Source organism: Micrococcus sp. R8502A1 (assembly GCF_006704135.1).
Lineage (GTDB): Bacteria > Actinomycetota > Actinomycetes > Actinomycetales > Micrococcaceae > Micrococcus > Micrococcus luteus.
The window spans coordinates 1-11,978 of record NZ_VIGS01000059.1 but is presented as its reverse complement, the minus strand read 5'-3'; the positions used below and the strand labels follow the sequence as shown (position 1 = coordinate 11,978).

The 11,978-nt window shown below is 73.9% G+C and carries 12 protein-coding genes and 1 pseudogene; 8 read left to right on the top strand and 5 right to left on the bottom strand.

Features of this window, described 5'->3' with window-relative positions; all coding sequences use genetic code 11:
• The first annotated feature begins 73 nt into the window (after positions 1–73).
• The 3 genes from FLM69_RS09800 to FLM69_RS09790 all read left to right on the top strand — a co-directional run bounded on the left by FLM69_RS09800 (position 74) and on the right by FLM69_RS09790 (position 3,416).
• Positions 74–730 (top strand): ABC transporter ATP-binding protein, encoded by a 657-nt coding sequence (locus tag FLM69_RS09800; protein WP_141844055.1) that lies wholly within the window; start codon positions 74–76, stop codon positions 728–730.
• 16 nt (positions 731–746) lie between these two features.
• Entirely contained in the window at positions 747–1,841 is a 1,095-nt protein-coding gene (locus tag FLM69_RS09795) for a hypothetical protein (RefSeq protein WP_049147055.1), read from the top strand.
• Between the two features lie 63 nt (positions 1,842–1,904).
• The gene (locus FLM69_RS09790; RefSeq protein WP_020621737.1) at positions 1,905–3,416 is read left to right on the top strand and encodes a SulP family inorganic anion transporter; all 1,512 of its coding nucleotides are present in this window, start codon (positions 1,905–1,907) and stop codon (positions 3,414–3,416) included.
• A gap of 79 nt (positions 3,417–3,495) precedes the next feature.
• Here the strand turns inward: FLM69_RS09790 and FLM69_RS09785 are convergent, their stop codons facing one another.
• A complete protein-coding gene (locus FLM69_RS09785; protein WP_041103417.1) occupies positions 3,496–3,909 on the bottom strand; it encodes a VOC family protein in 414 nt (137 codons plus the stop codon).
• 143 nt (positions 3,910–4,052) lie between these two features.
• Here FLM69_RS09785 and FLM69_RS09780 point away from each other — a divergent pair, with 143 nt between their 5' ends.
• From FLM69_RS09780 to FLM69_RS09765, 4 genes are all read left to right on the top strand, one after another.
• Positions 4,053–5,006 (top strand): CPBP family intramembrane glutamic endopeptidase, encoded by a 954-nt coding sequence (locus FLM69_RS09780; protein ID WP_012751117.1) that lies wholly within the window; start codon positions 4,053–4,055, stop codon positions 5,004–5,006.
• 1 nt (position 5,007) lies between these two features.
• Positions 5,008–6,420, top strand: a complete 1,413-nt coding sequence (locus FLM69_RS09775) for an MATE family efflux transporter (protein ID WP_036385008.1) — start codon at positions 5,008–5,010, stop codon at positions 6,418–6,420.
• 60 nt (positions 6,421–6,480) lie between these two features.
• Entirely contained in the window at positions 6,481–7,062 is a 582-nt protein-coding gene (locus FLM69_RS09770) for a hypothetical protein (protein WP_010079963.1), read from the top strand.
• A gap of 190 nt (positions 7,063–7,252) precedes the next feature.
• A complete protein-coding gene (locus tag FLM69_RS09765) occupies positions 7,253–7,654 on the top strand; it encodes a hypothetical protein (RefSeq protein WP_036317513.1) in 402 nt (133 codons plus the stop codon).
• A 10-nt stretch (positions 7,655–7,664) separates the two neighbouring features.
• On the opposite strand, the gene FLM69_RS09760 is transcribed toward FLM69_RS09765, so the two are convergent.
• Entirely contained in the window at positions 7,665–8,648 is a 984-nt protein-coding gene (locus FLM69_RS09760) for an L-lactate dehydrogenase (RefSeq protein ID WP_036384671.1), read from the bottom strand.
• Positions 8,649–8,745: 97 nt separating this feature from the next.
• The gene (locus tag FLM69_RS09755) at positions 8,746–9,510 is read right to left on the bottom strand and encodes a CGNR zinc finger domain-containing protein (RefSeq protein ID WP_036384669.1); all 765 of its coding nucleotides are present in this window, start codon (positions 9,508–9,510) and stop codon (positions 8,746–8,748) included.
• Positions 9,511–9,677: 167 nt separating this feature from the next.
• Between FLM69_RS09755 and FLM69_RS09750 the strand changes: the two genes are divergently transcribed.
• Complete coding sequence (locus FLM69_RS09750) at positions 9,678–11,333, top strand: thiamine pyrophosphate-dependent enzyme (protein ID WP_036384667.1); 1,656 nt, start codon at positions 9,678–9,680, stop codon at positions 11,331–11,333.
• A gap of 37 nt (positions 11,334–11,370) precedes the next feature.
• Here FLM69_RS09750 and FLM69_RS11605 read toward each other — a convergent pair whose 3' ends face one another.
• Together FLM69_RS11605 and FLM69_RS09745 are read right to left on the bottom strand one after the other, a co-directional pair.
• Positions 11,371–11,511, bottom strand: a complete 141-nt coding sequence (locus FLM69_RS11605; protein ID WP_231862038.1) for a hypothetical protein — start codon at positions 11,509–11,511, stop codon at positions 11,371–11,373.
• An 11-nt stretch (positions 11,512–11,522) separates the two neighbouring features.
• Positions 11,523–11,930, bottom strand: a pseudogene (locus tag FLM69_RS09745) (GNAT family N-acetyltransferase); the annotation flags it as partial.
• Between the last annotated feature and the right edge of the window lie 48 nt (positions 11,931–11,978).

The window sequence follows — 11,978 nt, the reverse complement described above, 5'->3', positions numbered from 1 at the left end:
ACTGTTCTCTCCTTCTCCTCGACCTTCAGATTCGCCTTCTCTTTTTTTTTTTACTGGCCGCGCCCCCACCATAATTCCCTCGTATGCGTTCGTCGGCACCTTCGGAGGTGTAGAAGAGACAGCCTATACCCGCGCCGCCGAGGAGCTGTTCGACGGCCTCACCCACGCGTTCACGCCGGGCGCCGTCACCGCCCTCCCCGGGCCCTCCGGGCGCGGCAAGTCCCCCCTCCTGTACGTGCTCGGGCTCATGCTCACGCCCACCTCCGGAGTGGTGCGCCTCGGCGACGTCGACGCCTCCACCCGCCCGGACCGGGAGCGCTCCCGCCTGCGCGCCACCTCCGTGGGATTCGTGTTCCAGGACTCGGAGCTGGACCCGTCCCGCCCCATCCTGGACTCCGTGGTGGAGCCCGGCCTCTACGCCGGGTTGGAGCGCCAGACGCTCGAGGACCGGGCACGGGCGCTGCTCGAGCGCTTCGGCCTCGCCCACCGCGCCGACCACCGGCCCGGGCAGGTCTCCGGCGGGCAGGCGCAGCGGGTGGCCGTGTGCCGCGCCCTCGTGAACGCGCCCGTCGTCGTCCTCGCGGACGAGCCCACGGGCAACCTCGACCCGGACAACGCCGGCCTCGTCATGGACGCCCTCGCCGATGCCGCCGCCGAGGGGCGCACCGTGGTGGTCGCCACCCACGACCCCGCCGTCGTCGCCCGCGCCGACGAGGTGGTGCGGCTGTGAACCGGGAGGACCGCCCATGAACCTGCGCACCCTGCTGCGTGAAGCCGTCACCGCCGCACGCACCTCTCCCGTGCCCTCCGCCCTCGTGCTGCTCGTGGTGGCCGCCATGTGCTTCGCCGCCGTGGCCACCGTGGGCAGGCAGGCCGCCACCGAGGCGGCCGTCGCCGCAGAGCTCTCCGGCCCCGGCGCCCGCGTGCTCACCGTCACCGACACCGGCGGCACCGGTTTCCTCACCGGCGCCACCGCGGCCACCCTCGCCGGACTCGACACCGCCGAGGCCGCCCTCGCCCGGGACTCGCCCATGGACGCCGTGAACACCGGGATCGGCCGGGGCGGCGCCCGCGTGGCCGTGACGAACGTGGTCGGCACCCTGGACCGTGGCATCGTGCTGACCCGCGGCCGCCTGCCCGCCCCCGGCGAGGTGGTGGTCCCCGAGGCCAAGCTCGCCGAGCTCGGCCTCGCCCAGCCCTCCGGAGCGATCGAGGCCACGGACGGCGGCCAGTGGGCCGTCGTCGGGGCGTTCCAGGCCCAGGACCCCTTCCAGGACCTCGACGGCTACGCCCTCACCGTCCCCGCCGCCCCGGACGCCCTCGTGATGCAGCAGGTCCGCGTCCTCGCCGCCGACACCGCCGGCACCCGCGCCATGCAGGAGGCCGCGCTCGCCGTGATCGACCCCGACCCGCGCGCCTCCTCCATCCAGACCGCCCGTGCCCTCTCCGCCGGCAACCAGGTGATCACCGGCGAGCTCGCCGGGCTCGGACGCTCCCTGCTGCTGCTGATCCTCGGAGCCGGCGCGTTCTTCGTGTCCATCGTGGTGCTCGCCGACGTCCTCATCCGCCGCCGCGACCTCGGCCGCCGCCGCACCCTCGGCATCGGCCGCGGAGACCTGATCCTGCTCGTGGCCGTGCGCACCGCCGTGCCTGCGCTGCTGGGCGCCGTGCTGGGCTCCGGAGCCGGGTACGCCGTCGTCGCCGGCCAGGGCGGGACGCTGGGGGTGGACTTCGTGGCGGCGGTGGCCGTGCTGGCCGCCCTCACCGCGCTGCTGGCCAGCCTCGCCCCGGCGGCGTTCGCCGCGTTCCGCGACCCCGTGCGGGTGATGCGGACGGCGTGAGGGGTGGCGGGCGGGCCCGCTCACCGGCGGGCACCCCGCCCGCGCACCGCTACCCTCGGGAGCATGCCCGCCTTACCCGCCGCGCCCCCGCCTGCCCTCACGCCGCTCCAGCGGCAGTCCGTCCTGCGCACCCTGCGCAGCCCTCGGCTGCTGGGCACCGAGGTGTTGGCCGCGGTCGTGGTGGCGCTCGCCCTGATCCCGGAGGCCATCGCGTTCTCGATCATCGCGGGCGTGGATCCGCGCGTCGGGCTGTTCGCGTCCTTCACCATGGCCGTCACCACCGCGATCGTGGGCGGCCGGCCCGCCATGATCTCCGCGGCCACGGGGGCGGTGGCGCTGGTCGTCGCACCGCTGTCCCACGCGTACGGGGTGGGGCACCTGCTTGCCGCGATCATCCTCGGCGGCGTCATCCAGATCCTGCTCGGCGTGTTCGGTGTGGCCCGGCTCATGCGGTTCGTCCCGCGCTCGGTGATGGTGGGGTTCGTCAACGCGTTGGCCATCCTCGTGTTCACCTCGCAGCTGCCCGAGCTGATCGGCGTCCCGTGGCTCGTGTACCCGCTCACGGCGTTGGCCCTGGCGATCGTGGTGCTGTTGCCGCGGCTCACCACGGCGGTGCCGGCGACGCTCGTGGCCGTCGTCGTGGTCACCGCCCTGGTGATGGCCGCCGGCCTGGCCGTGCCGCGCGTGGGGGACCGGGGCGCGCTGCCGGATGCGCTGCCCGTGCTCGGCCTGCCGGACGTCCCGCTGACGTGGGAGACCCTCCGGTTGATCCTGCCGTTCAGCGTCGGCATCGCGTTCGTGGGGTTGCTCGAGTCCCTGCTCACCGCGAAGCTCGTGGACGACATCACCGACACCCGCTCGGACAAGACGCGCGAGTCCTGGGGGCAGGGTGTCGCGAACGTGGTCTCGGGGTTGTTCGGCGGCATGGGCGGCTGCGCCGTGGTGGGGCAGACCATGATGAACGTCAAGGCGAACGGCGCCCGCACCCGGATCTCCACGTTCCTCGCGGGCGTGTTCCTGCTGGTGCTCGTGGTGGCCTTCGGCGGCTTCGTGGCGCAGATCCCCATGGCCGCGCTCGTGGGCGTGATGATGTTCGTGGCCGCCGCCACCTTCGATTGGCATTCGGTGCGCCCCGCCACCCTGCGCGCGATGCCGCGCTCGGAGACCGCCGTCATGGTCGTGACCGTGGCGGCCACGGTGCTCACTCACAACCTCGCGATCGGCGTGGGTGTGGGCGTGCTCGCTGCGCTGGTGCTCTTCGCTCAGCGCGTCTCGCGTCTGGTCACGGTGGTCCGCGAGGTCCACGACGACGGCGACGCCGTCACGTATCGCGTGCACGGCGCCCTGTTCTTCGCGTCCTCGAACGACCTCTACTCGCAGTTCGAGTACGCCCTCGACCCGCCGCGCGTCGTGATCGACATGAGTGCCGCGCACGTGTGGGACGCCTCCACTGTGGCCGCGCTCGACTCGGTGCTGACCAAGTACGCCCGGCACGGGATCCACGCCGAGGTGACGGGGCTGAACGAGGCCTCCGCGGCGATGCACGCGCGCCTCACCGGGCGACTCGGCGCCTGAGCCGGCGGGCTCCCGTTTCGGCAAGGGAAGCGCCCCGGGAGGCCGTCGTCTCGGCAACGAACGCGGGCCCCGGCCGAGGTCACGTGGTGATGAACTCCCACTGGTGCCCGTCCGGGTCGACGATCTCGCGGGAGTGCATGCCGGAGTCGGCCATCTCCTCGCGCAGGTCCTCGGGCAGGGGCACCTCGGCGGCGCCGAGCTCGATCGCCCGGTCCGCCAGGGCGTCCACCGCCGCGGCGTCGCCGACGGTCAGCGCCATGAGGGCGGAGTTGGTGGTGAGGCAGTCGGCGATCTCACGGTTGCCGATGAAGTCGGTGTAGTAGCCGGGGCTGAGGTACATCGCGTACGTCGACTCGGTGAGCTCGATGCACACCGAGTGCTCGTCCGAGTAGTCGTCCATCGCGGTGGCGCCCAGGGTCGTCCAGAACTCACGGATCCGCTCGGGGTCCGTCGTCGGGAGGTTGATGAACACCGGCTGGGAGAACAAGGCCATGGGGAGCACCGTAGACGAGGCGGTCGGCCCGCCGCCACCGCGCGCGTGTCGCGGGCGCGCGGGCGTGGCGTGGGCCACGGAGCCGCTCCCGACGACGGCGCCCGCGGCCTGGCGCGTCCGCCCCCGTTGGTAGCGTGGCCGCCATGAGCGTTCCTCCCTCCGGCCCGCCGGCCGGTCCGCCCGCCGGCTGGCCGCCGTCGGGCCGGCCGTCCGCCCGCCGCGCCGCCGTCGCCCCGAGCCTGCACGGGCACCCCGGCGCCCCCGGTGGCGTCCCCGCCGGCTGGCCCGGCCGCCGGCCCGCGGCCCGCCCCGCGCCGGACTGGACCCCGGGTCGGTTCCACTGGGGCGACGCCGTCGTGGTGCTCGTGTACGTGGCGCTCATGGTGCTCGGGCTGGGGCTGTGGCTGGCGGTGTCGCTCGGCCTGGTCCCCGGTGACCTCGAGGCGTTCGACCTGGTCCGCGACGGGTTCACGGTGAACATCGTCAGCTACGCGATCCTCGTGGTGCTCGTGCTGGCCGTGGCCTGGCGCCCGCTCGTGACGTCGCTGCGGGTGTTCCGCACGGGCACGTGGTGGAAGCTGTTGCTGCTGCCCGCCACGTGGCTGGCGTGCATCGTCGTGAACGTGATCGTGCTGAGCCTCATCGGGGAGGCGCAGACCAGCGCCAACCAGGCCGCGCTCGAGGAGATGACCACGCAGGCCCCGCCCGTGCTCATGATCCTCATGACCGTGGTGGCCGCCCCGCTCGTGGAGGAGTACCTGTTCCGCCACCTGCTGATCGGCAAGCTCTCCCGCTGGATCAACGTGTGGGTGTGCGCCGTGGTCTCCGTGCTCGCGTTCACACTCCTGCACTTCCTCGGCACCGGCGGCGACTTCCGGCTCGTGGAGACCGTCCCGTACCTGACCCTCGCGGTGGCGATCACGGTGTCCTACATCCTGATGGGCCGCTCGTTCGGGTACGCGGTGCTGCTGCACATGGTGAACAACGGCATCGCCATCGCGATGCTCTACCTCGTGGCCCCCCTGCTGCCGGACACGCTGCCCGAGCCCACGGCCCCGACCACGGCGCTGGCCCCGCTGCTGGCCCTGCTGGGCTGAGATGGCGGGACCCTCCGGCTCGACGGCGGCGCCCGCCCCGCAGGACGCGCGCGCCCTCACGCGGCGCATCCTCGCGCTCGCGGTCCCCGCGTTCGGCGCGCTCATCGCGGAGCCGCTGTTCCTGCTGGCCGACACCGCGATCATCGGGCACCTGGGCACGGCCCAGCTGGCCGGCGTCGGGATCGGCACCACCATCCTGCACACGCTCACCGGCCTCATGATCTTCCTGGCCTACGCCACCACCCCGGCGGTGGCCCGGCTGATCGGGGCGGGGGACCCGGCCGCCGCGATGGACCGCGGCCGCGACGGCATCTGGCTGGGCCTGCTGCTCGGCGCGGTGCTGGCCGTCCTCGGCTGGCTCGCGGCCCCCGCGCTGACGGCGGCCCTCGGCGCGACGGGCGAGGTGCAGGCCCATGCCGTCGCCTACCTGCGCTGGTCCATGCCGGGGCTGCCGGCCCTGCTGGCCGTGCTCGCCGCCACCGGGGTGCTCCGCGGCCTCCAGGACACCGTGACGCCGCTCGTGGTGGCGGGTGTGGGCTTCGGCGCGAACATCGGGCTGAACGTGGCCCTGGTGTACGGGCTGGGCTGGGGCGTGGCCGGCTCGGCCATCGGCACGTCCGTGGTGCAGTGGGCGATGCTCGTGACGTACCTGTTCGTGCTGGCCCCGCGCTTCCGCCGCTCGGGCACGGCGTGGGCGCCCCGTGCCTCGGGCATGCGCGCCACGGCCCAGGTGGGGTCGTGGCTGCTGCTGCGCACCGCGAGCCTGCGCGCGGCCATCCTCATCACCGTCATGGCCGCCGCCGGCGCGGGCGACCTCACCCTCGCCGCGCACCAGCTCGTCTTCACGCTGTTCTCCACGCTGGCGTTCGCCCTCGACGCCCTCGCGATCGCCGCGCAGGCCCTGATCGGCGCCGAGCTCGGGGCCGCCCGGCCGGACGCCGCCCGTCGCCTCACCCGGACGATGGTGCACTGGGGGCTGGGCTTCGGCGTCGTGACTGGGGCCGTCCTGGCCCTCGCGGCGCCGGTGCTGCCGGGGCTGTTCACCACGGACCCGACCGTGCAGGCCGCCGCCACCGTGGGCCTGTGGGTGCTGGCCGCCGGGCAGCCGGTGGCCGGGTACGTGTTCGTGCTGGACGGCGTGCTGATCGGCGCCGGCGACGCCCGCTACCTCGCCCTCGCCGGCCTCGTGAACCTCGTGGTCTACGCGCCGGCGCTCTGGGTGCTCGCGCAGCTCGCCACGGGCGGGTTCGGCTGGACCGCGGTCTGGCCCGGACCGAACGCCGCCGTGCCCGACGCCGGCGTGCAGCTGGGCCTGCTCTGGCTCGGCTTCGCGGGGGTCTACATGGGGATGCGGGCGCTCACCCTCGGCTGGCGGGCCCGGCGCGACGACTGGATGCGGCTCGGCGTCGTGTGAGCGCGTCCGGGCGGTGACGCGCGGGCCGGGCCGCGGCCGCACGGCTCCTAGACTGGGGCGGTGGCTACCGTGCAGACCCCCCTCGAGATCTCGTCCGTGGTGTTCAAGCCGATCCTGATCCGCGCCGTGGTGGCGCTGGCGTTCGGTCTGACCACCGTGTTCGTCGCCGAGCCGGGCCTGACGTGGATGAAGGTCATGTTCGCGCTGTATCTGGCGTTCTCCGGTTCGGCGATGTGGGAGTACCTGCGCCGCGACCCGGTGCCCGTGGCCATGCGCTCCCCGCTGTCGCTGGCGGCGGCCGCGTGGATGCTCGGCGTGATCGTGCTGCTGTTCCTGGGGTCCCCGGCCGCGGTGGGCGTGGCGGCCGGCGCCGCCCTCGTGCTCGGCGGGGTCGCCGAGCTCGTGGCGTGGGCCCGCCACCGCCGCGAGTTCATCCCCGCGCGGGACCAGCTGTGGACCGGGCTCGTGGGCCTGCTCTCCGGGGGCGGCGTGGTCGTGGCGGCCCTGCAGGGCTTCGGCCCGCACGCCCTGCTCGGCATCGCCGGCGGCGGGGCGATCCTGATCGGGGTGCTCCTGATGGTCTCCGGTCTCGGCTTCCACCACGAGGTGCGCCGGGATCGCGGCACGGCCAGGGGCCTCTGAACCGGGTCGACGTCGCCGTCCTGACCCGCGGGGCGGACGTTCGCCGGGGGAGGACCTCGGGGCCCCGCGGGGCCACCCGCCGGCCGGACGCGTAGACTGGCTCCGGTCCGCCGCGCCCCGAAGGCCTCAGCCCCGAGCGCCTGTGCGGGCCGTGCCGCCCCAGCCGCCCCCAGCCGTCAGGAGTCCCGCCGTGAGCGCACCGTCCCCCCGCCCGTCCGCCGATCGCGCCGGATCCGGCCGCCCGGCACGCGGCGGTCTGCGCACCACGGTCAAGGGCCCGCTGGTCTTCTCCGCCGTGCTCGGCGTGGTCGGTGGGGTGATCGCCGGCATCACGGCCTCCGGCGGCACGCAGAATCCGCTGCGCATCGACATCGCGCTGATCGCCTTCGGCGTCTTCTTCACGACCTCGCTCGTGGTGGTGGCCATGCTGCAGCTCGCCGCCCGTGAGAACCCGGACCACCTCTCCCAGGGCTCCGGCGTCAACCGCTCCTCCGAGGAGATGTTCCGCAAGACCGCCGCCGACCGCCGCGCCCAGGCCGCCGCCGAGCGCCGCGCGCAGGGCGGCACCGGAGGCGACGCCCCGCGCGCCTGAGGCCGGCGCCTCAGAACCCGAGGCTGCGCGCCTCCCGACGCAGCGCGTCCGCCGAGGCGTGCAACGCCCGCATCTCCGCCGCGTCCAGTTCCGGCTCGATCACGCGCGTGACGCCGTCGCGCCCCACCACGGACGGCATGGACAGCGCGACCCCCGAGAGCCCGTGGACGCCGTCGAGCACGGTGGAGACCGGCAGGATGGCGTGCTGGTCGCGCAGGATCGCCTCGAGCAGGCGGGTCGTGGCCACGCCGACCGCGTACGTGGTGGCGCCCTTGCCCTGGATCACCTCGTAGGCCGCGTTGACCACGGTGTCCGCGACTTCGTCCAGGTCGGCGCGGGTGAACAGCGGGTCGGCCGGCGTCGGCCACTCGAGGAGGGGCGTCGGGCCGATGCGCGCCGAGCTCCACGCGGGGAACTCCGTGTCCCCGTGCTCGCCGAGGATGGCCGCGTGCACCGACGACGCGTGGACCTGCGCCCGCGACGCCAGCAGCCACCGCAGGCGGGACGTGTCCAGGAGGGTGCCCGAGCCGATCACCCGGCCGGCAGGCAGACCGGTGAGGCGCTGGGCCACCAGCGTGAGGACGTCCACGGGATTGGTGACGAGCACGACCAGCGCGTCCGGCGCGTGCGCCTGCACCTGGGGCAGCAGACCGCGCAGGATCTCCACGTTGTGCGCGCCGAGGTCGAGGCGGGTCTGCCCCGGCCTCTGCTTGGCGCCGGCCGTGATCACCACGACCTCGCAGCCGGCCAGGACGTCCGGGTCCGCGCCGCCGGTCATCGCGGACGCAGAGGTGAACGGGGTGCCGTGGGCCAGGTCGAGGACCTCGGCGCGGACCTTGGGCTCGTCGATGTCGTAGAGGGCGACCTCGCGGGCGACGCCGCGGATCAGCGCCGCGTAGCAGATCGCCGTGCCGACGCCGCCGGCCCCCACGACGCCGACCTTGCGGTGGGCGGGTCCGAGGGACGAGGGGGCGGCGGGGGAGTGCTCGCTCATGCCTCGCAGGCTAGAGGTGTCCGGCCGGCTGACGGAACCACGAGGCCGCCCCGTCTCCCGATGTTCAGCGCCGGGTCACCTGGCGGGCAGGGCCGAGTCAGTCCTTCTTCTTGTCCGACTTCTTCTTGCCGGACTTCTTCTCCGCCTTCTTGCGGGCCTTCTTCTCCGCCTTCCTGCGGGCCTTCTTCTCCTTCTCGGTCTCCCGGCGGGGCTCGTCGCCCCCGGCGGCCTCGTCCGCGACGGCCTCCGGCGCCTCCACCTCATCCGGCCCGGCCGGATCCGTCGCGGGCGTGGCCTCCGCCGCTTCGGCCAGGCGTGCCCGGTAGGAGCGCACGTGGGTGCGGTTGGCGCAGTTGGCCTCGTCGCAGAACCGCTTGGACCGGTTCCGGCTGGCGTCCACGAGCGCGTTCTCGCAGTCCTCGCCCTCGCACACGCGCAGGCGGGTCAGCTCGCCGTCCATCGCGGTCTCCGCCAGCGCGAGGGCGGCCATCGCGGCCAGCCGCTCCACCGCGTCGGCGGGGACCTGCGCCGGGGCCAGCCCGACGACGTCGCCCCCGGCCGTCAGCCGCAGCGGGCCGGCCGCGGCGAGGAGGGCGTTCACGCGCTCCACGGCGGCCGCCTCGTCCCCGGCGGCGAGGGCCCAGACCTCGGCCAGACGGCCGCGGAGCTCGCGGCCACGCACGGCCGCGGCGGCGGCCAGGCGGAGGCGGACCTCGTCCTCCTGGAGCTCAGGGACGAGGGAGGGCAGCTGCGTGGCGGCGGTGAACCGTTCGTCGGCCGGCTGACCGCCCCGCAGGCCGGGGGCGGTGTTCAGGAACGCGGCCAGGGAGGCGAGGCGGGAGAGCGTCGGCGCGGAGAGCATGGGGAAAGCGTACGGCGGGTCCGCCCTCCCGTCACCGGCTTCACGCCGCGTATCGGGTGGCCTCCGGCGCCGTCCCGTCCAGTACCCTGACCCCCACGGACCCCGTCTGCGCGGCGGGGTGCACCCACGGGGCCGGAGGGGCCCCCGAACCAGCACAGGAGACCTCCATGTCCCAGACCTCCCAGGCGACCGGTCGCCTCTCCGCCGGGCACGTCATCGTCAAGACCCTCGAGTCCCACGGCGTGAAGCGCGTCTACTCCGTGCCGGGCGAGTCCTACCTGGACGTCCTGGACGGCCTGCACGACTCGGGCATCGAGAACGTGGTCTGCCGCCACGAGGGCGGCGCCACGTACATGGCCGAGGCCGACGGCAAGATGAACGAGGTCCCCGGCGTCGCCATGGTGACGCGCGGCCCGGGCGCCGCGAACGCCCACGTCGGCCTGCACACCGCGTGGCAGGACTCGACGGCACTCGTGCTGTTCGTCGGCCTGATCCCGTTCGAGCACCGCGACCGCGAGGCCTTCCAGGAGTTCGACCCGCACGCCTGGTTCGGCACCGGTGCGAAGCGCGTGATGGTCCTGGACCACCCGGAGCGCGCCTCCGAGATCGTGGCCGAGGCCATGTTCGCCGCGAGCTCGGGCCGGCCTGGGCCCGTCGTCGTCGGCCTGCCGGAGGATGTGATCCGCCAGGAGATCGACGCGCACCTGCACCCGCAGATCCCCGTGGCCCCGGGCGGCATGACCGTGGAGGACTGGAAGTCCCTGCACGCCGCCCTCAAGGAGTCCAACAAGCCGCTGTTCATCACCGGTGGCAACGACTGGACGGACGAGGGCGCGCAGACCCTGACGACGTGGCTCGAGGAGCACAAGATCCCCGCCGCCGCCGAGTGGCGCTGCGAGGGCACCGTGCCGTTCTCCTCGCCGTCCTACGTGGGCCCGATCGGCTACGGCCGCCCGAAGCCGACCTACGACATGCTCGAGGAGACCGACCTCATCGTGTTCGTCGGCACCGTGCCCGGCGACGTCGTGACCAACGGCTTCACCATCCGCCAGAACTGGGACAAGAAGAACTTCCTGGTCACCATCGACCCGTCCCTGCGCGGCCGCTCCGGCCCCGTGTCCCACCAGATCGTGGCCAAGCCGGACGTGTTCATCCGCGACCTCGTCCGCATGGAGCTCGAGGTCAAGCCGGAGTGGGAGGAGTGGACCTCCCGCATGCGCGGCGAGCAGGAGAAGTTCGCCACCCTGCCCCCGGCCGAGCCGTCCGAGGGCCAGGCGAAGATGGCCACCCTCATGGCCAACCTGGTGCCGAAGCTGCCGAAGGACTCGATGATCTCCCTCGGCGCGGGCGAGCACACCAACTGGGCGCACCGGTACTTCCCGACCGAGGGCTACCGCGCCATGATCTCGGCCCGCAACGGCTCCATGGGCTACTCGGTGCCGGGTGCCGTGGCCGCGTCCCTGAACTTCCCGGACCGCACCGTGGTGACCATCGCCGGCGACGGCGAGTTCCTCATGAACGGCCAGGAGCTGGCGACCGCCGCGCAGTACGGCGCGAAGCCCCTCGTGATCGTCATGGACAACCAGGAGTACGGCACCATCCGCACCCATCAGGAGCGCGAGTACCCCGAGCGCGTCTCCGGCACCCAGCTGAAGAACCCCGACTTCGCCGCCATGGCCCAGGCGTTCGGCGGCTTCGGGGTGCGCGTGGAGCAGGACGCGGACGTGCCGGCGGCCGTGGACGCGGTGCTCAAGGCGGTCCAGGAGGAGGGCCGGTTCGCGCTCATCCACCTGATCGTGGAGCAGCGCGTCAAGGCCTACTGAGGCCGGCGGCGCGGCGCGGTCGTCGCCGTTCCTCCGGTCAGGCCGCCGTCGTGGGGACGTCGAAGCGCAGCTTCGGGACGGGGAAGGGTGCACCGTCGAGGTCCGCCTCGACCCGGTCCCGCAGCACGCCCCCGCACGCGCGGATGTGGCCACGGAGGCGGTGTTCGTCTCGTCGCACGTGAGCAGGGCGGTGGACACCCCGCGTGCGGCCAGCAGCATCAGGGTGCCGCGCAGCAGGCGCGCGGCGTGGCCCCGCCGCCGGAACGCGGGCCGCACCGCGTAGCCCACGTGCCCGTTGACGTGGCGCAGCGCGTCGTTCAGCTCCCACCGCACGGACACCCGGCCCACCAGATGGCCCGCCTCGTCCACGCCCACGTAGAAGGAGGCGGGCACCCGGCCGGGTTCGACGTCGCCGCGCGCCTCGGCGGCGAACGCGCGGCGGATCGCGGGGAAGGAACGGGTGCCGGCCATCAGGAAGTCGAACCCCTCCCGGTGCAGCTCGGCGTCCGCCTCGCGCGCCGCGATCTCGTCTGCGGCGCGCAGCGGGCGCAGCAGGAGGCCGTCCACGGTGACGGTGGGGCTGGGGTCGGGGAGCATGTGCCTGTCTCTTAAACACCTCTGACGCTGCCGACGATCGCATAAGTG